This is a genomic window from Streptomyces sp. NPDC026394, assembly GCF_055567735.1.
This window is the reverse complement of sequence record NZ_JBVHPX010000001.1, coordinates 656,057-673,974: the sequence shown is the minus strand read 5'-3', so window position 1 is coordinate 673,974 and position 17,918 is coordinate 656,057. Positions and strand designations below refer to the sequence as shown.

The following is a 17,918-nucleotide window of genomic DNA, read 5'->3' as shown; positions in this document are numbered from 1 at the left end:
GCGCCGCCGGGGCGCCGCTGAATCTATGGTCGGCAAAACCGGCCGGTCAAGGGCGGCCGCGGACGCCCGGAGGCCGGTGCGGAGGCGGCGTTGCCGCTCGCCCCGCACCGGCCCCGCACGCCTCGTGTCCGCCGGCTCAGCCGCCGCTCCCCGCGGCGCCCGGCGTTCCCGCGCCGACACCCTCCGGCGCGTTCTCCGGATGGTGGCAGGCCACCTTGTGGCCGCCGCGCAGCGCCACCAGCGGCGGCTCGGTGGTCGAGCACACCTCGGTCGCCTTCCAGCAGCGGGTACGGAACCGGCAGCCCGAGGGCGGGTCGATCGGCGAGGGCACGTCGCCGGTGAGCAGGATGCGGTCGCGCTGGGTGCGCCGCTTGGGGTCGGGCACCGGCACGGCCGACAGCAGCGCCTTGGTGTACGGGTGCATCGGCGCCTCGTACAGCGCCTTGCGGTCGGCCAGCTCCACGATCTTGCCGAGGTACATCACGGCGATCCGGTCCGAGACGTGCCGGATGACGGACAGGTCGTGCGCGATGATGACGTAGGTCAGGCCCAGCTCGTCCTGGAGGTCGTCCATGAGGTTGACGACCTGCGCCTGGATGGAGACGTCCAGTGCGGAGACCGGCTCGTCGGCCACGACCAGCTTGGGCTTGAGGGCCAGCGCCCGCGCGATGCCGATGCGCTGCCGCTGACCGCCGGAGAACTCGTGCGGATAGCGGTTGTAGTGCTCCGGGCTCAGGCCCACCAGCTCCAGCAGCCGCTGCACCTCCTTCTTGACGCCGCCCTCGGGCTCGACGCCCTGGAGGCGGAAGGGGGTGCCGACGATGCCGCCGATGGTGTGCCGCGGGTTCAGCGAGCCGTACGGGTCCTGGAAGATCATCTGCACGTCGCGGCGCATCGGGCGCAGCCGCCCCGGCGACAGGTGGGTGATGTCCCGGCCCTCGAACTCGATGGAGCCGCCGGTCGGCTCGTCCAGCCGGGTGATCAGCCGGCCCATCGTCGACTTGCCGCAGCCGGACTCACCGACCACGCCCAGGGTCTCCCCCGGCCGTACGTCGAAGTCGATGCCGTCGACCGCCTGCACCGCGCCCACCTGCCGCTTGAGCAGGCCCTTGGTGATCGGGAAGTGCCGTACCAGGCCGCGTACCTTCAGCAGCGGCGCGGCGTCGGCGCTCTCGTCGGTCCCGTCCGTCGTACCGGCGGCGACGCCGGTCTCATCAGTCTCGGTCACAGCTTCGGCGCAATCTCTTCGGTCCAGATACGCTCCCGCTCCTCCTGCGCCAGGTGGCACGCGGCGACGTGTCCGCCGCCGCCGGCCTCGCGCAGTTCGGGGCGGACCGTGCGGGTGACGTTGTCCTTGGGGACGTCCGCGTACGGGCAGCGGGGGTTGAAGGCACAGCCGCCGGGGACGTTGATCAGGCTGGGCGGCGATCCCTTGACCGGGATCAGGCGCTCGGTCTGCTCGCGGTCGATGCGCGGCATCGACCCCAGCAGGCCCCAGGTGTACGGGTGCTGCGGCTCGTAGAAGACCTTCTCCGCCGGGCCGCGCTCGATGCAGCGGCCCCCGTACATCACCAGCAACTGGTCCGCCAGCTCGGCGACCACCCCCAGGTCGTGGGTGATGATGATGACCGCCGAGCCGAACTCCTTCTGGAGGTCGCGGATCAGGTCGAGGATCTGCGCCTGGACCGTCACGTCCAGGGCGGTGGTCGGCTCGTCGGCGATCAGCAGTTCGGGGTTGTTGACCAGCGCCATGGCGATCATCGCGCGCTGGCGCATACCGCCGGAGAACTGGTGCGGGTGGTCGTCCACCCGCTTGTCGGGCTGCGGGATGCCCACCCGGTCCAGCATCTCGACGGCCCGCTTGCGCGCGGTCTTCTTGTCGACGTCGTGATGGACCCGGTACGCCTCCACGATCTGGTTGCCGACCGTGTAGTACGGGTGCAGCGCGGACAGCGGGTCCTGGAAGATCATCGCCATCTCGCGGCCGCGCAGCCTGCGCACCTCGTCCGGGTCGGCGCCGACCAGCTCCTTGCCGTCCAGCCAGATCTCCCCCGACATGTCCACCTTGGCGCGCTGCTGCCGGGAGGCCCGGTGCAGGCCCATGACGGCGAGCGAGGTGACGGACTTGCCGGAGCCGGACTCGCCGACGATGCCGAGGGTGCGGCCCTTCTCCAGAGTGAAGGAGAGGCCGTCCACGGACTTCACGATGCCGTCGTCGGTGGGGAAGTGCACCTTCAGGTCGCGCACTTCCAGGAAGGCGGTGGGCGCCCCCGAGCCGGCCGCGGCCGGTTCGCCGACCGCGGCGCCCGTCTTCGTCAGGTCGGCCGCGGCGGCGGGCTGCGCGGCCGGGGTGGTGCCCGGACCGGCGGCATCCGGGGTGGTGCCTCCGGCGCCGGGGCCGGCGGTGGGGCCGGTGGTGGAGTCTGGGGAGTCGGTCACGAGAGCCTCACCCGCGGGTCGACGGCGGCGTACAGAACGTCCACCACCAGGTTGCATATGACGATGAAGAACGCGGCGAGCAAGGTGACGCCGAGGATGTTCGGCAGGTCGTTGGCGTTGATCGCCTCGACGGCGAACGCGCCGACCCCCTTGAGGGAGAAGACCTGTTCGGTGATGAGCGCACCGCCGAGCAGCAGGCCCACGTCCATGCCGAACACCGTGATGATCGGGGTGAGCGCGGCACGCAGGCCGTGGCGCACCACGACCTTGCGCTCGCCCAGCCCCTTGGCGCGCGCGGTACGGATGTAGTCCTCGCTCAGCGTCTCCAACATGCCCGCTCTGGTCAGGCGTGCATAGAGGGCGGAGTAGAGGAAGGCCAGGGTGATCCAGGGAAGCACCAGCGTCTGGGCCCACATGAAGGGGTCCTCGAACAGCGGCACGTAGTCGCTGCGCTCGATGATCGGCCACTGGTAGGTGAACAGGGCCAGCGCCAGCGCGCCGGTGAAGAACATGGGCAGCGACACACCGGCCAGCGCGATGCTCATCGCCACCCGGTCGAAGACCGAGCCGGGGCGCAGCGCGGAGAGCACGCCGGTGGCGACACCGGAGACCAGCCACACGACGGCCGCACCGGCGGCCAGCGAGACGGTCACCGGGAGCCGGGTCTGGATCTCCGGCCAGACCTCCAGGTGGGTCTTGAAGGAGTAGCCGAAGCACGGCACGTTGCACGTGGCGGCGTCCGGGCCGAACTTGTAGTCGACTCCGACGAAGATGCCCTTCAAAAAGTCCCAGTACTGTACGAAGACCGGCTTGTCGAAGCCGAGGTTCTTCTTCACCGCGGCGAGGTCCGCGGCCGATGGGGCCTTTCCGATGTACTGCGCGGCCAACTGGTCAGCGGTCTGTCCGGCCAGTTTCGGCAGCACGAAGAAGATGCCGAAGGTGACCGCGCTGACGATCAGCAGCAGAATCACCGCGCTGATCAACCTGCGGATGAGGTACGCGAACACGGGACTGCGGCGTCGGCGCCGCGGGCCGGACCGGCCGGCCCGCGGACACCAATGCCTTCACCTGCCTTCCGGGGCTGCTACTTCTTGACGCCGATGTTGAGGTAGTCGTACTCACCGCTGTAGGCGGAGGTGGACACCAGGTTGGTGGCCTTCGGCGAGCGGTACAGCAGGATCTTGAAGTAGGTCAGCGGGACGATGACCGCTTGCTCCATCGTCTTCTTGTCGATCTCCGCGTAGTCCTTCTCGCGCTGTGCCTGGTCGCTGGTGGCGATGGCTTCGTCGAGCAGCTTGTTGATGGCCGGGTCGTCCAGCTCGGAGAGGTTGGAGTTGCCGGACTTCTGGATCGCCTTGCCGTTGACGATCTGGTTCAGGTAGCCGAAGCCGGTCGGGTAGTCCGAGCCCCACTGCATCATCATCAGACCGATGTTGTTCTTCTTGGTGAACTCCGGCACGCCCGCGTAGTCCGAGAAGTACTTGCCGCTCGGGTACGTCTGGATCTTGGCGTCGATGCCGATCTTCTTCAGCGAGCCGACCACCGAGGTCGCCGCGTCCACCTCGTCCTGCCGGTCGCTGCGGGCGCTGATCGTGGTGCTCACGTTGCCGGCGCCGCACGCCTGCCACTGCTTCTTGGCCTCGGTCAGGTCGAGGTTCTCACCGCTGTACTTCTGCGGGTACTGGTCGAACTTCTGGTACCCGGCGAGGTCGGTGGGCAGCACGGTGGTGGCGATGTCACCGCGGATCGGCCCGCCCTGCGCGGTCTGCACGGCCTTCTTGTCGACCGCGTACTGCACGGCCCGGCGGCACTCGACCTTGTCGAACGGCGCAACCTTGGGGTTGATCGCCACGTACGACAGGCGCTGGCCGAGCGCGTTGTCGGTGTTGGCCTTCTCCTTGGCGCTCGTCAGGAGCTGGGCCTGGGTCTGGGCGTCCACCCCGCGGCCGGCCATGTCGATGTGCGTGTTGCCGGCCTTCAGGTCCTTGTCGATCGTCGACTGGGCGACCTTCATGTTCAGCACGATCTTGTCCGGAAGCTGCTTGCGCAGCGGGTCGGTCTTGGCGTCCCAGTTCGGGTTGCGGACGAGGACGACCTTCTTGCCCTCCTCGTAGGTGTCGAACTTGTAGCTGCCCGAGGAGGCGATGTTCTTGGTGTAGTCCGCGCCCTTGTCCCTGGCCTTCGGCACCGGCGCCGTCTGCGGGGCGCTGACCAGGTAGTCGAACTCCGCGAACGGCTGCTTGAGGCGGAAGACGATGGTCTGGTCGTCCGGCGTCTCGATGGACTTCAGCCCCTCCGGGCTCGGGTCCTTGTACGGTCCCTTGTAGCCGCCCTCGTTGTCCTTGAGGTACGTCTGGAAGTAGTTCGGGCCGAGCGAGAGCACATCACGCGCGAAGTTGCTGCGCTCCACCGCGTACTTGACGTCCTTCGAGGTGATCGGCTTGCCGTCGTCGTACTTGAGGCCCTTGCGGAGCTTGTACGTCCAGGTCTTGTTGCCGTCGCTGGACTTGCCCATCGACTCGGCGAGGTCCGGCACCAGCTCGTTGCCCTTGAGGCCCGGCCCCGGCTTGAAGGTGGTGAGCGGACGCGCGTACAGACGGCTGAAGTTCCAGACGTAGGCGTAGTACGTGTTGCCCGGGTCGTAGGACTCGGGGGCGTCGCTCATCGCGTACGTGAGCGTGCCGCCCTTCTCGTCCGAGGCGTTGACGATGCCCTTGGTGGCGGCGTTCGCCTCGGCCGAGCCGCTGCTCGAACTCTTGCCGCTGCAGCCGGCCAGCAACAGGCCCGCACTGGTGAGGGCCGCGATCGTTGCGACCGGGACTGACCTTCGCATAATGGTCGGTTTCCCCTTCGTTGGTCGGAAACTTGGGTGGGTGCTGCCGGGCGTACGGCGCCCGGGCGGGGTCAGCGGCTGCGCGGGTCCAGCGCGTCCCGCAGGCCGTCGCCGAGGAGGTTGAACGCCAGCACGGTGACGAAGATCGCGATGCCCGGGACGAGCATGTACTGCGGGTCGACCTCGTAGAACTTGACCGCCTGGTTGAGCATCCCGCCCCAGGACGCCTGGGGCGGCTGGATGCCGACGCCCAGGAAGCTCAGCGCGGCCTCGAAGAGGATGTTGGAGGGGATCAGCAGCGTCGAGTAGACGATGATCGGGCCGACCAGGTTGGGCAGCAGCTCCCGGAAGAGGATGAACGGGCCGCGGGCACCCATGCCGCGCGCGGCGTCCACGAACTCCCGCTCGCGCAGCGAGAGCGTCTGGGCCCGCACGATCCGGCCCATGTACGGCCAGTTGAAGAATCCGATCACGAAGATCAGGACCGAGATGTGCAGCGGCAGCCCTTCGAGCCCGAAGGCGCCGCCCTGGAGCGAGGCCGAGATGGCGATGGCGAACAGCAGCAGCGGGAACGCCAGGAAGACGTCCATCAGCCGGCTGATCAGCGCGTCCACCCGGCCCCGGTAGAAGCCGGCCACCACGCCGAGCACGGTGCCGATGGCCACCGACAGCAGCGTCGCGCCGAACGCCACGATCAGCGAGACCCAGGAGCCCTCCAGCACCCGCGCGAGCAGGTCACGGCCGAACTTCGGGTCCACGCCGAGCGGGTGGTCCAGACTCATGCCGCCGAATTCGCCCTTGGGCAGCGTGGTGTTGGGGTCGATGAGGTCCTGGTTCGGACTGTTGGGGTCCAGACCCAGCCAGGACTGGATCGGCCGGGAGAGCGCCGCGATCACGATGAGCAGGATGACAACGATGGCACCCGCTACCGCGACCTTGTCGCGCCGGAAGCGCAGCAGGGCGATCTGGCCGAGCGAGCGTCCCTCGATCTTCTTGCTCTCGACGCCTTCCAGCACCGCTTCCGGCTGCGCCTCGGCAGCCGCCCCGGTGGTCTCGATCGGTGCGGTCACGGTGCCTTTGACCCCTCTCGGCCGGCGCCGCCGGCCCATGCGCGCCGCGGTCAGCGGCCTGGTTCACATCACTGGTGCGAGTGGTGCGTCTGGTGCGAGGTGGTTCTTCTGGTGCGAGTGGTGCTCTGGTGCGGGAAATGCCCTGGTGCGAATGGTGCTGCTGGTGCAACGAGGAGAGCTCTGGAACAGCTGGAGCAACTGATGCTTGTACTGCGGGCAATGCGGGTACAGGTGTTGCGAGTACAGGTGTTGCAGGTCTTGCGGATGTTGCAGGCGGAGCAGAAGTCGCGGAACGTCACGCGACGACGAGCGGTGCATCTCGTACACAGGGCCGAAACCCTCTGCTGCGGGAGTCTTCATCCGAGTTGCGATCACTCACCAGCCCTGGCCGGGAATGGATGCGTAACTGTGATGTAGCCCACGGCTCGCCGTTATGCGGACACACGCCCCGACTGAGCGGTTCGCGCGGAGCCGGTCAGGGCTCAACTTCCGGGCAGGATCGCCCAATTCGGCCCGGGGAGCGGCGGGGGGCGACGTTGGGCGGGGGCGACGTTGGGCGGGGGCGATGTTGGGCGCGGGGCGGGTCGGCTTGGGGCGGGTCGGCGCGGGCCGGTCGGGCGCGGGGCGGTCCGGCGCGGGCCGGTCCGGAGCGGGGCGGTTCCCGCTCACGCCCCTTGGGTAACCCCCTGCTGGGGGGACGTGGCCGTTCGATTCGCCCTCATAGGCGCGCGATCCGTGCGCCGCGAGCCCACCGCCTCGGGGCCTGGAGCCACGGAAAGGCCGAGGCCCGCAGAAGACAGGCAGGGCCCGGGCAGCAGGCGGGGGCCGGACAGCAGGCAGAGTCCGGGCGGCAGGCGGGTGCCGGATGGCAGACAGGGCTCAGACGGGAGCCGGGCGGGAGCAGGGCGGCAGGCTCAGTACGCGCGCGGGTAGCCGTACCCGTAGGACGGGGCGGGGGCTGGGGCGGGCGCGGGCACCGGGCCCGCCGCGTAGGCGTCCCGGTCGAAGAACGGCCGCGCGTTGGCCCGCATCCACATACCGACCGGGTCGTACTCGTCGTTCATCGCGACCGTCGAGACGGGCAGCCCCTCCGGCACCGCGCCGATGGACTGCTGGATCATCAACCGTACCGAGTCCACGGCCGGTTGCCCCGTGTCGTACAGGTCCAGGCCGATGGCCAGGTACGGAGCGCCGAGGGCGGGCTGCACCCAGGCCCGGCGCAGGGAGCGCACCGCGGGCGTGCGGTGCGCGTTCTGCCCCAGGAGGGCGTAGAACTGGGGAATCTCGATGGCCGGTTCGGTGATCCGCAGCGGACCGGCCGGCAGCCGGTCCAGGCCGCCCGCGATGCGCCGCAGGTCCAGCCACGGAATGCCGACGCCGCCGCCGGGGGCGTGCGGGTTGAGCCACAGGCCCCAGCGGTCGGGGAAGAGGGTGGCCGCGATGTCCCGTCCGTAGACGACCTCGTGGGCACGGTTCCAGCCGCTGGCGGCGAGTTCGGGGGCGGAGGTCACGCACGGCGCGTAGCCGAGCCCGTCGACCTCCATGTTGCCGTACTGCGCATCGGGCGAACCGGCCTGGCCGTGCCAGAGCAGCATCCAGACCTGACCGGCGGCGAGCGCTTGCAGCAACGCCTCGTAGGCGTCGTACCGGCCGGGCGAGACCTGCTGCAGCATCTGCTCGACCTGCCCGGCAGCCGCTCCCTGATGCGCACCCGCGCTCACGTGGTCCGTCCCTTCCTGTCGGCAGGCACGTGGGGTACGCCTGCCGGTTGCAACAACAGCTTAGAGCCTGCGTCCGGGCCCCGGACGGATCAGCACACACGGCTTGCGGTCACGGGAAGGGGCGCCCTGGGCGTGCCGGGGCGCCGGGGGCGTGGCGACGTGGGGCCTGAACGGCTAGACGGCGTCGCGGGAGTAGAAGGGCCGGACCCGCTCCAGCATCCAGTCGGCGACCGGATCGCCCTGCGCGAGGTCCAGCATGACCAGTTGGACGGGCCAGGCCAGCGGTGCCCCGCCGAGCGCCCGCCCGAGGGCGGCGGTCACCGCGTCCCGTACGGCCGGGTCGTGCGGCGCGACGGCCGCGGCGTCCACCTGGACGCCGACGAACAGCGCGGGCGCGTCCCCCTCGATGCTGGCCAGCGCGCGCCGCGCGGTGACCACGAATCCCGCCGACGAGAACTCCAGCCCGGCCGCGGCCAGGAAGTCCACCGGCTCCTCCTGCCAGTCCGGCTCGAACAGCCTGACCCGGGCGCCGCTCGGCGCACCCGGCTGGTCCGGACGGCCGGTCCGGCACAGCTCGGCCACCGCGTCCGGCGGCAGCGGTACACCGACCGTGCCCTCCGGGTTGACGGCGATACCGAGCAGCGGGGGCAGGCCGCGCGCGAACTCGGCGGCCGGCGCGACGGCGAAGGACAGGTGCGGCCCGGCCACCCGCTGGAATTCCTGCTCGGAGCTGAAGACCGGGACGTACGCGGCCGAGCCGATCTCGACGGTGGGCAGGTCCAGGCCCGCCCGGCCCATCCCGGCGCTCTCCGGGCCGCCGCCCTTGGGCAGCGGCACCCATATCCGGCTGCGGCCGAGCACCTCGACGATGCGGGCGCCGGCCCCGGGGTGCCCCACCGAGGCGGCGAGCACCTCCTCCAGTTCGTTGGCGGGCCACTCCAGCCGCGGAATGCCCTGCTCCGGAAAGTCCATCTCCACCCACCCGCTCCGTACCGCTCGTACCGCGCTTTACCTGGTCGACGACCCTAACGCCAGCAGGCGGCCGGGGCCCTGGTGCGTCCGGGGGACCACCGAACGCGCGCGAGCGGTTGCGGACCGTACACACCCCTCTCAAGGTGGCTCCAGGGTGATCTTGCCCTGCCGTTCCTACAGAAAGGCACGTCTCCTGATGGCAACGCACCGGACCGCCTCCGCCCTCGTCTGCGCCACCACCGCCGGCGCCCTCGCCCTCGGGGCCATGGGCTCCGCGACCGCGGCGGAAGGCCCCGAGCCCCCGGTTCGCAACCACAGCATCGTCGTCGACGACATCGGCCGGCTGGCGGACGCCTCGGCCGAACTGGCCGAGAAGTCGGCCGACAGCCGCGGCCACTCCGTGGAGGTGCGGTCCGCCCGCACCCGTCTGGACACGGTCCTCCAGGACGCGCAGCGGCTGGCGGACCAGCTGAACGAGGACTCCGACCGCACGGTGACGGCCGACTCCCTCCGGCTGCGCAGGGTCTCGCAGGACCTGCGCACGCAGTTGGACGAGCTGATCGAGCGCCGGGCGCCGGTCCCCGAGGAAGACACCGACTCCGCGACCCTGACCGGCTCGGTCTCCCGGTCCGTCACCGACATCTTCAAGATCCTGGGTCTGGACAAGCTCCTCGGCGGCCTGCAGCAGCCGGCCGCCCAGCCCGCCGCCGCTCCGGCGGCCGACCGTCCGGCCCGGCCCGCCGCGGAGCCGGCGGACGGCGCGGACGCGGCGGACGACCAGTCGGCCGCCCAGCCGAAGGCGCCGATCAGCGACCCGCGGCCGGGTGACGGCGCCCAGCCGGCCGCCGACCCGCAGCCGGCCGCCGACGCGCAGCCGCCCGCCGACGCGCAGCGTCAGCAGCCCGCCGAGGCGCAGCAGCAGGGCGTCCCCTCGCTGGTCAACTCGGTGCTCTCGCTGCCGACCGTGCTGCTCAAGGCCCTGGGCCTCTAGATCGGCCCGGCGCCGAGCGTCCGGAGGAGGCGCAGATGCGGGAGATATGCCTGGACTAGGACCGGTCGTGACGGGCCGTACGGAAGGTTCCGTACGGCCCGTCAGGTGTCCGGCACTCCGGGCCGGAACGACGGGTACGGACGCCCGCCCCTTGGGAGGCGGGCCTCACTCGTTCCCGATGGCGGCCCCGCTCGTGCCCGACGGCGCCCCTCGCGGGTACCCGTCGGCGACCCTCACTCGAAGGCGATCTGCCGCAGTGCGCCCGCCGCCGGCCGGTCCAGCAGGACGACCGAGGTGAAGCCCGCGGGGAGCCGGGCCGCCCGGGCGCGGGCGGCCAGCCGCCGTACCGCGCGCCGGTGCCGGGCGAAGGCGTACCCGGAAACTCCGCGTCCGCGCGAGCGCTGTCCGGACAGCGCGACCTCCGGCGGTACGTCCAGCAGCACCAGGTGCAGGCCACGCCCGCCGCGCCGGGCCTCGCGCGCGAGCCAGCGGCGTACCCACGTCAGCGTGCCGCAGTCGTGCACCACCACACTGCCGCCGGATCGCAGCGCCCGCCGCAGCCCCAGGTAGTGGGAGGCCCTGACCAGCGGCCGGTAGAGCGCGTACGGAATCCGGCGCAGCCTGCCGCGCTCCCAGCGTTCCCGTACGTCCTGCGAGTCGATGCGGTGCACGGCGGCGCCGCGCGCGTCGAGGGCGGGCACCACCCGGATCATGAGCGTGCTCTTGCCGCTGCCCGGCAGGCCGGAGACCACCACCACGTCGCCCGCCGCGAAGTGCAGCTCGGCCGCCTCGCGCGGGGTGCCGCGGTCCCTGAGGTCGACGACGTCCACCGCCGGCGCGTCCGGCGCCGCGGCACGCGCCCGGCCGGGGCGCACCACCCCGAGCGGCAGCCGCCGGGGCCCCGGCACGGCGGCCGGAACCGGCTCCGGGACACAGCCCGGGGGCGCGCCTCCCGGACTTGTCGCGAGTGCGGCCTGCCTGTGCACCGTGATCGCCCCTCCCGGTCCGGTGATTCCGTCCCCTTACCCGCAGAGTGTCAAGAAAAGGTAATGCGCTTCAAGGGAATCCCACGATCCGTACAGTCCCAGGACACTGTCGTGACACCCCTGCGAACACCGGTACGACCAGGGCTCCTGTATCCGGCGATCCCGTGCGATGATGTGCGCGCCAAGTGCCGGACGGCGCACCACCGTGCGCGTCCTGGTACGGGTGCCACGCTCAGCCAACTCCATACCGGCCGCTTGAATCCGCGCGGGAGAGTCCCCGGCCGTCACGGCGGGGCGCCGAAGGAGCAAGTCCTCCCTTGAATCTCTCAGGCCCCGATACCGCGCGGGCGAGGCAGATCTGAAAAGCGGGCCGCCGTGGTGTGGCTCCACCCAAGGTGCAAGCCGGGACCGGTCACGGCCTTCCGGTGAACCTCTCAGGTTCCGATGACAGATGGGGAGACCGTCTTGTCACCCATGCCCGGGAGCCACCACCATGACCGAAGCCCCCCGCCGCACCGCGCTGGACGCGACGCATCGCGCCCTCGGCGCGACCATGACCGACTTCGCCGGATGGGACATGCCGCTGCGTTACGGCAGCGAGCGTGACGAGCACGTCGCCGTCCGTACCCGCGCCGGCCTGTTCGACCTCTCGCACATGGGCGAGATCACCGTCACCGGCTCCGGCGCCGCCGACCTGCTGGACTACGCGCTGGTCGGCAACATCGGCGGCGTCGCCGTCGGCCGCGCCCGCTACACCATGATCTGTGACGCCGAGGGCGGCATCCTGGACGACCTGATCGTCTACCGCCTCGGCGGGACGGAGTACATGGTCGTCGCCAACGCCTCCAACGCGCAGGTCGTGCTGGACGCGCTCACCGAGCGGTCGAGCGGCTTCGCGGCCGAGGTGCGCGACGACCGGGACGCGTACGCGCTGCTCGCCGTGCAGGGCCCGGAGTCCCCCGGCATCCTCAAGGGCCTCACCGACGCCGACCTGGACGGGCTGAAGTACTACGCCGGGCTGCCCGGTACCGTCGCCGGAGTCCCGGCGCTGATCGCCCGTACGGGATACACCGGTGAGGACGGTTTCGAGCTGTTCGTCCGCCCCTCGGACGCGGTGGCCCTCTGGGAGGCGCTGACCGAGGCCGGCCAGGACGCGGGCCTGGTCCCCTGCGGCCTGTCCTGCCGGGACACGCTGCGCCTGGAGGCGGGCATGCCGCTGTACGGGCACGAGCTGACCACCGGCACCACCCCGTTCGACGCGGGTCTGGGCCGGGTCGTGAAGTTCGAGAAGACGACGAACGGCGGCGACTTCGTGGGCCGCGCCGCCCTGGAGGCGGCCCGGGACCGCGCCGAGGCCAACCCGCCGCGCAAGCTGGTCGGCCTGATCGCCGAGGGCCGCCGTGTCCCGCGCGCCGGATACCCGGTCGTGGACGCCGACGGCGCCGTCATCGGCGAGGTCACCTCCGGCGCCCCCTCGCCCACCCTCGGCAAGCCCGTCGCCATGGCGTACGTGGACGCCGCGCACGCCGCGCCCGGCACCGCCGATGTGGCGGTGGACATCCGTGGCACCCATGAGCCGTACGAGGTCGTGGTTCTGCCGTTCTACAAGCGCCGGAAGTGACGCCCGCGGCTCCGCCCCGGACGCACTCCCGTCTCACCTGTCAAGACCCCTGCACCGAGCACGCCACCGTATCCAGGAGAATCAAGACATGAACAACCCCCAGCAGCTGCGCTACAGCAAGGAGCACGAGTGGCTGTCGGCCGCCGAGGAGGGCGTCTCGACGATCGGCATCACCGAGCACGCCGCCAACGCGCTCGGCGACGTCGTCTTCGTGCAGCTCCCCGCGGTCGGTGACACGGTCACCGCGGGCGAGACCTGCGGTGAGCTGGAGTCGACCAAGTCCGTCAGCGATCTCTACTCCCCCGTCGACGGCGAGGTCACGGAGATCAACGAGGACGTGGTGAGCGACCCCTCGCTGGTGAACACCGCCCCGTTCGAGGGCGGCTGGCTGTTCAAGGTGAAGGTCAGCGGCGAGCCGGACGACCTGCTCTCGGCCGACGAGTACACCGCCTTCACCGGCTGAGCCCGCCCACCCGCCGCCTGGCGGGGCCCCGTGCCCCGCGTACCCCCAGGAAGAGTCATGTCGCTTCTGAACAGCTCACTCCACGAGCTCGACCCCGACGTCGCCGCCGCCGTCGACGCCGAGCTCCACCGTCAGCAGTCCACCCTCGAAATGATCGCGTCGGAGAACTTCGCCCCGGCCGCCGTCATGGAGGCCCAGGGCTCGGTCCTCACCAACAAGTACGCCGAGGGCTACCCGGGCCGCCGCTACTACGGCGGCTGCGAGCACGTCGACGTGGTCGAGCGGATCGCCATCGACCGCATCAAGGCGCTCTTCGGGGCCGAGGCCGCGAACGTGCAGCCGCACTCCGGCGCGCAGGCCAACGCGGCCGCGATGTTCGCGCTGCTCAAGCCGGGCGACACGATCATGGGCCTGAACCTCGCGCACGGCGGGCACCTGACCCACGGCATGAAGATCAACTTCTCCGGCAAGCTCTACAACGTGGTGCCCTACCACGTCGACGAGGAGTCCGGTCAGGTCGACATGGGCGAGGTCGAGCGCCTGGCCAAGGAGACCCGTCCGCAGCTCATCGTGGCCGGCTGGTCCGCGTACCCGCGCCAGCTGGACTTCGCGGCCTTCCGCCGGATCGCCGACGAGGTCGGCGCGTACCTGATGGTCGACATGGCGCACTTCGCCGGGCTGGTGGCGGCCGGGCTGCACCCCAACCCGGTGCCGCACGCCCACGTCGTGACCACCACCACGCACAAGACCCTCGGCGGTCCGCGCGGCGGTGTGATCCTGTCCACCCAGGAACTCGCCAAGAAGATCAACTCGGCGGTCTTCCCGGGCCAGCAGGGCGGCCCGCTGGAGCACGTCATCGCGGCGAAGGCGGTGTCCTTCAAGGTCGCGGCGAGCGAGGAGTTCAAGGAGCGCCAGCAGCGCACCCTGGACGGCGCGCGCATCCTCGCCGAGCGTCTGACGCAGTCCGACATCACCGAGCACGGCGTCTCCGTCCTGTCCGGCGGCACCGACGTGCACCTGGTCCTGGTGGACCTGCGCAACAGTGAGCTGGACGGCCAGCAGGCCGAGGACCGCCTCCACGAGGTCGGCATCACGGTCAACCGCAACGCCGTGCCGAACGACCCGCGCCCCCCGATGGTCACCTCGGGCCTGCGGATCGGCACCCCGGCGCTGGCCACCCGCGGCTTCCAGGCGGAGGACTTCCGCGAGGTCGCCGACATCATCGCCGAGGCGCTCAAGCCGTCGTACGACGCCGAGGCGCTGAAGGCCCGGGTGACCACCCTGGCCGGGAAGCACCCGCTGTACCCGTCGCTGTGATCCGCGCCACGCGGCCCGCGGCCGCGCGGTGTGCCGTGTGACGCGTTTCATGAAGTGCGCCCCGGAAGGTGCCGCCGCGGCGGTGCCCCCGGGGTGAACAGGCCGTGCGCCCGGGGTCGTTGACCTCGGGCGCGCGGCTTTTCCGTCCGCCTTACGGTGATTTTCCGCCCCATAGGCTGAGAACCGACCCCTCAACGACGCGGGGTCCTTCGCACCACAGCAGGACGGAACACGTACGGCAATGGACATGAGCGCGGGCAACCGCAAGGGGATCGGCCTCTTCGCCCTGACCATGATCGGCATCGGTTCGATCTTCGGCTCCGGCTGGCTCTTCGGCGCCGGTTCCGCCGCGCAGGTCGCGGGGCCCGCGGCGCTGGTCGCCTGGGTCATCGGCGCCGTCTTCATCGGCATGATCGCGATGTCCTACGCCGAGGTCGGGGCCGCGTACCCGATCCCCGGCGGCATGGCCCGCTACGGCCACCTCTCGCACGGCCCCGTGCTCGGCTTCCTGACCGGCTGGGCGGTGTGGATCGCGGTCGCCTCGCTGATCCCGATCGAGTCCATCGCGGCCACCCAGTACATGTCCTCCTGGGGCTTCGGCTGGGCCCGGGGCCTCGTCGACCCGGCCACCAACCACCTCACCCTCGCCGGGAGCGGCGTCGCGCTGCTGCTGACCTTCGCGCTGTGGCTGACCTGCTACTGGTCGGTCCAGCTGCTGGCCCGCGCCAACACGGTCCTGACGCTGGTCAAGTTCGCGATCCCGGTGCTGGCCGTGGCCGCGCTGATCGCCTCCGGCTTCCACACCTCGAACTTCACCGCGCACGGCGGCTTCGCCCCGTACGGCTGGCCGGCCGTGCTCACCGCCGTGACCACCTGCGGCGTGGTCTTCGCCTTCAACGGCTTCCAGGCCGTGGTCAACCTCGGCGGCGCCGCCGAGAACCCCGGCCGGGCCATCCCGGTCGCGCTGGTCGGGGCGCTCTCGCTGGGTCTGGTGATCTACCTGGCCCTGCAGGCCGCTTTCCTCGGCGCCGTACCGCCGGAGCAGCTGGCACAGGCCGGCGGCTGGCACGGGGTGAACTTCAACTCGCCCTTCGCCGACCTGGCCAAGATCCTGATGCTGCACTGGGTCGTCACGATGCTCCAGTTCGGTGCCTTCATCTCGCCGGCCGGCTCCAACATCGCCAACGTCGCGTCCGCCGCGTACATGGTCCAGAACCTCGCCGAGACCGGCTTCTTCCCCCGGAAACTGGCCGCCGTCCACCCCCGGTACGGAACCGCCCGGCCCGCGATGTGGCTCAACCTCGGCTTCTCGGTCCTGCTGCTGATCACCGTCGGCCGGAGCTGGAACGCGCTGGCCAGTGTGGTCTCGGCCGCCATGGTCATCTCGTACCTCATCGGGCCGATCGCGGTCGGCGTCTTCCGGCAGACCAGGCCGGACCTGCCGCGCCCGTTCCGGCTGCCCGCCGCGAAGGTGCTGTGCCCCGTCACCTTCGCCTTCGCGGCGTGCGCGCTGTACTGGTCGAAGTGGCCGGACACCGGCAAGGTCGCGCTGCTGACGCTCGTCGCCGCGCCGGTCGCCGCGGTGGTGCTGCGGCGGCGCGGCGGGACGAAGCTGCGCAGGCAGTTCGCGCCCGCCTGGTGGCTGGTCGGCTTCCTCGCCTGGATGTCCGCGGTGTCCGCGCTCGGCAGCCCGGACTTCGGCGGCCACGGCGTCATCCCCGGCGGCCTGGACATCGCCCTGGTCGCGCTCTCCGCCGTCGCCTTCTACTTCTGGGCCGTACGCGCCGGGGTCCGTGCCCACGAGACCGGTCTGACCGGCACCGACCCCGCCCTCGACACCGGCAGCGACTCCCCTGCGTCTTCTGCCGTTGCGCCGGAGGACAACCGTCCGATGGCCTCCGTCTGAGAGTCTGTGCGCCGTCCGGGTTAGGCTCGACAGTCGGCGCAGAAACGTACCTCCCGTTTCGTCCGCCCCTTCAGCCCGATTTGCTCCACCGTCCACCACGAGCAGACAAGGGAGTCCGCCACCGTGGCCATCTCCGTCTTCGACCTCTTCTCCATCGGCATCGGCCCGTCCAGCTCCCACACCGTCGGCCCGATGCGCGCCGCCCGGATGTTCGTCGGGCGGCTCAAGAAGGACGGGCTGCTCGCCCAGACGACGGCGGTACGGGCCGAACTCTTCGGCTCCCTCGGCGCCACCGGCCACGGCCACGGCACCCCCAAGGCCGTCCTGCTCGGCCTGGAGGGCCACTCCCCCCGCACCGTGGACGTCGAGACCGCCGACGACGAGGTCGAGCGGATCCGCAAGAGCGGGCGGCTGCGGCTGCTCGGCGCGGAGATAGGCAGCGACCACGAGATCGCCTTCGACGAGTCGACCGAGCTGATCCTGCACCGCCGCCGCTCCCTGCCGTACCACGCCAACGGCATGACCCTCTTCGCCTACGACGCGGGCGGCGCGCCCCTGCTGGAGAAGACCTACTACTCCGTCGGCGGCGGCTTCGTCGTCGACGAGGACGCGGTCGGCGAGGACCGCATCAAGCTCGACGACACGGTCCTGAAGTACCCCTTCCGCACCGGCGACGAGCTGCTGCGCCTCTCCCGCGAGACCGGCCTGTCCATCTCCGCCCTCATGCTGGAGAACGAGAAGGCCTGGCGTACGGAGGACGAGATCCGCGCCGGGCTGCTGGAGATCTGGCAGGTCATGCAGTCGTGCGTGTCCCGCGGCACGTCCCGCGAGGGCATCCTGCCCGGCGGCCTGAAGGTACGCCGCCGCGCCGCCAACGGCGCCCGCGCGCTGCGCGCCGAGGGCAACGCCGAGGCCCACGCGATGGAGTGGACCACCCTCTACGCGATGGCCGTCAACGAGGAGAACGCGGCCGGCGGCCGGGTCGTCACCGCCCCCACCAACGGCGCGGCCGGCATCATCCCCGCCGTCCTGCACTACTACGTCAACTTCGTGCCCGGCGCCGACGAGGAGGGCGTCGTCCGCTTCCTGCTCGCCGCCTCCGCCATCGGCATGCTCTTCAAGGAGAACGCCTCCATCTCCGGCGCCGAGGTCGGCTGCCAGGGCGAGGTCGGCTCGGCCTGCTCGATGGCGGCCGGCGGCCTCGCCGAGGTCCTCGGCGGCACCCCCGAGCAGGTCGAGAACGCGGCCGAGATCGGCATGGAACACAACCTCGGCCTGACCTGCGACCCGGTCGGCGGCCTCGTCCAGATCCCGTGCATCGAACGCAACGGCATGGCCGCCGTCAAGGCCGTCACCGCCGCCCGCATGGCCCTGCGCGGCGACGGCCGCCACCACGTCTCCCTCGACAAGGTCATCAAGACCATGAAGGACACCGGCGCCGACATGAGCGTCAAGTACAAGGAGACGGCCCGGGGCGGGCTGGCGGTCAACATCATCGAGTGCTGAGGGCTCTTCGGGGCCGGATCGCCGGCTGACGGGGCGTGTCTCCGCGCCCAGGGCCGGTGGGTGAGGGCTCGGGGGTGCGCCGCAGGGAACCCT

14 protein-coding genes and 2 riboswitches are annotated in these 17,918 nt (G+C 71.0%); of the genes, 6 read left to right on the top strand and 8 right to left on the bottom strand.

All coding sequences use genetic code 11. The features are described 5' to 3' along the window. Positions 1-136: 136 nt before the first annotated feature. The 7 genes from ACZ4QV_RS02875 to ACZ4QV_RS02845 form a co-directional block, all read right to left on the bottom strand. Positions 137-1,228, bottom strand: coding sequence for an ABC transporter ATP-binding protein (locus ACZ4QV_RS02875; RefSeq protein ID WP_361146142.1), 1,092 nt, complete (start codon positions 1,226-1,228; stop codon positions 137-139). Beyond that, positions 1,225-2,439, bottom strand: a complete 1,215-nt coding sequence (locus ACZ4QV_RS02870; RefSeq protein WP_361881208.1) for an ABC transporter ATP-binding protein — start codon at positions 2,437-2,439, stop codon at positions 1,225-1,227. Before ACZ4QV_RS02870 ends, ACZ4QV_RS02875 begins: the two co-directional genes overlap by 4 nt. Beyond that, positions 2,436-3,446, bottom strand: coding sequence for an ABC transporter permease (locus ACZ4QV_RS02865; RefSeq protein WP_361146145.1), 1,011 nt, complete (start codon positions 3,444-3,446; stop codon positions 2,436-2,438). Before ACZ4QV_RS02865 ends, ACZ4QV_RS02870 begins: the two co-directional genes overlap by 4 nt. A gap of 77 nt (positions 3,447-3,523) precedes the next feature. Continuing rightward, a complete protein-coding gene (locus ACZ4QV_RS02860) occupies positions 3,524-5,272 on the bottom strand; it encodes an ABC transporter substrate-binding protein (RefSeq protein WP_361584025.1) in 1,749 nt (582 codons plus the stop codon). A 71-nt stretch (positions 5,273-5,343) separates the two neighbouring features. Continuing rightward, positions 5,344-6,342, bottom strand: coding sequence for an ABC transporter permease (locus ACZ4QV_RS02855; protein WP_361146151.1), 999 nt, complete (start codon positions 6,340-6,342; stop codon positions 5,344-5,346). A 914-nt stretch (positions 6,343-7,256) separates the two neighbouring features. Further along, positions 7,257-8,063 carry an enhanced serine sensitivity protein SseB C-terminal domain-containing protein gene (locus ACZ4QV_RS02850; protein ID WP_361146153.1) on the bottom strand — a complete coding sequence of 269 codons (807 nt, stop codon included), beginning with the start codon at positions 8,061-8,063 and terminating at the stop codon, positions 7,257-7,259. A 174-nt stretch (positions 8,064-8,237) separates the two neighbouring features. After that, the gene (locus tag ACZ4QV_RS02845) at positions 8,238-9,035 is read right to left on the bottom strand and encodes an enhanced serine sensitivity protein SseB (RefSeq protein WP_361147331.1); all 798 of its coding nucleotides are present in this window, start codon (positions 9,033-9,035) and stop codon (positions 8,238-8,240) included. A 196-nt stretch (positions 9,036-9,231) separates the two neighbouring features. On the opposite strand from ACZ4QV_RS02845, the gene ACZ4QV_RS02840 reads away from it, so the two are divergent. Further along, complete coding sequence (locus tag ACZ4QV_RS02840; RefSeq protein WP_361146156.1) at positions 9,232-10,026, top strand: hypothetical protein; 795 nt, start codon at positions 9,232-9,234, stop codon at positions 10,024-10,026. A 233-nt stretch (positions 10,027-10,259) separates the two neighbouring features. Here ACZ4QV_RS02840 and ACZ4QV_RS02835 read toward each other — a convergent pair whose 3' ends face one another. Beyond that, on the bottom strand, positions 10,260-11,012 hold the full coding sequence (locus ACZ4QV_RS02835) for an AAA family ATPase (protein ID WP_467762507.1): 753 nt from the start codon (positions 11,010-11,012) through the stop codon (positions 10,260-10,262). Positions 11,013-11,268: 256 nt separating this feature from the next. Further along, positions 11,269-11,364: riboswitch (glycine riboswitch) on the top strand. Continuing rightward, positions 11,365-11,473, top strand: a riboswitch (glycine riboswitch). 32 nt (positions 11,474-11,505) lie between these two features. Here ACZ4QV_RS02835 and gcvT point away from each other — a divergent pair. The 5 genes from gcvT to ACZ4QV_RS02810 all read left to right on the top strand — a co-directional run bounded on the left by gcvT (position 11,506) and on the right by ACZ4QV_RS02810 (position 17,825). Beyond that, complete coding sequence (gene gcvT, locus ACZ4QV_RS02830; RefSeq protein WP_361586257.1) at positions 11,506-12,633, top strand: glycine cleavage system aminomethyltransferase GcvT; 1,128 nt, start codon at positions 11,506-11,508, stop codon at positions 12,631-12,633. An 88-nt stretch (positions 12,634-12,721) separates the two neighbouring features. Then, positions 12,722-13,096: a glycine cleavage system protein GcvH gene (gene gcvH, locus ACZ4QV_RS02825; protein ID WP_361146164.1), complete on the top strand. Its 375-nt coding sequence runs from the start codon at positions 12,722-12,724 to the stop codon at positions 13,094-13,096. A 57-nt stretch (positions 13,097-13,153) separates the two neighbouring features. Then, positions 13,154-14,413, top strand: a complete 1,260-nt coding sequence (gene glyA / locus ACZ4QV_RS02820) for a serine hydroxymethyltransferase (RefSeq protein WP_361146167.1) — start codon at positions 13,154-13,156, stop codon at positions 14,411-14,413. Positions 14,414-14,654: 241 nt separating this feature from the next. Continuing rightward, positions 14,655-16,319, top strand: a complete 1,665-nt coding sequence (locus ACZ4QV_RS02815; RefSeq protein WP_361146170.1) for an APC family permease — start codon at positions 14,655-14,657, stop codon at positions 16,317-16,319. Positions 16,320-16,442: 123 nt separating this feature from the next. Further along, the gene (locus tag ACZ4QV_RS02810) at positions 16,443-17,825 is read left to right on the top strand and encodes an L-serine ammonia-lyase (protein WP_361146173.1); all 1,383 of its coding nucleotides are present in this window, start codon (positions 16,443-16,445) and stop codon (positions 17,823-17,825) included. Positions 17,826-17,918 lie beyond the last annotated feature (93 nt).